General features: G+C 66.2%; 1 protein-coding gene. It reads right to left on the bottom strand.

Features of this window, described 5'->3' with window-relative positions; translation table 11 throughout:
- On the bottom strand, positions 1-556 hold a 556-nt coding region (locus ACU8YC_RS25920), incomplete at both ends, for a malonate decarboxylase subunit alpha (protein ID WP_446896101.1).

Genomic DNA, 556 nt, shown 5'->3' with positions numbered 1-556 from the left:
ATGTAGGGGGTGATCTTCTCCTCGTTGGCGACCGATGAGATCCCCTCGGGCGCGCCGACGCCGAGATTGACTACGCCGTTCGGCGGCAGCTCGAAGGCGGCGCGGCGCGCGATGATCTTGCGCTCGTTGAGCGCCATCCGCTTGATGCCGGTGACCGGGACCCGGATCTCGCCGGCCAGCGCGGCGTCGTGCATCACGCCGTAGTTCATCCGGTGCATCTCGGGCTCGGCCACCACAACGCAGTCGACGAGAATGCCGGGGACACGCACGTCCTTCGGCAGGAGGTAGCCGTCGTCGACGATGCGCTCGACCTGGGCGATGACGATGCCGGCGTTGTTTCGGGCCGCCATGGCCTGGGCGAGGCAGTCCAGGGTCAGCGCCTCCTTCTCGTAGGAGAGATTGACCGACGGGTCGGCCGAGGTGGCGCGGATGAAGGCGACGTCGATCTTGGTCGCCGTGTAGAACAGCCACTCCTCGCCATCGACCTCGACGAGTTTGACAATATCCTCGGTGGTCAGCTCGTTGACCTTGGCGCCCCCGTGTCGCGGGTCGACAT

The sequence above is a fragment of the Citrobacter sp. VF227 genome (assembly GCF_052950715.1).
This window is presented reverse-complemented; position numbering and strand designations above follow the sequence as displayed.